At 50.9% G+C, this 230-nt stretch carries 1 protein-coding gene; it reads right to left on the bottom strand.

The window, feature by feature from the left end:
* Positions 1-230: hypothetical protein (locus NHF50_RS15840; RefSeq protein WP_252774965.1), on the bottom strand; the 230-nt coding region annotated here is incomplete at both ends.

Here is a 230-nt window from a genome sequence, read left to right as displayed (position 1 = left end):
GTTGTTCCGTCCCCAGTTGGGTTCCCCGGAGTCCAGTTATAGGTATATCCTCCTGCACCGCCGGTAGCTGCATTAACAGTAGCTGCTCCGGTTGAACCACCATTACAAGTAACATCGGTCTGTGAAGCCTGTGTCAGGGCCAAGGCAGTCGGTTCGGTGATAGTAAAGTTAACAGAAGATGTACATCCGTTGGCATCTGTTACGGTACAAGTCCATGTTCCTGCAGTTAG

Source organism: Flavobacterium sp. NRK F10 (assembly GCF_024054235.1).
Lineage (GTDB): Bacteria > Bacteroidota > Bacteroidia > Flavobacteriales > Flavobacteriaceae > Flavobacterium > Flavobacterium sediminis.
Note: the sequence above shows the minus strand (reverse complement) of the source record. Positions and strands in the feature narration are given on the sequence as shown.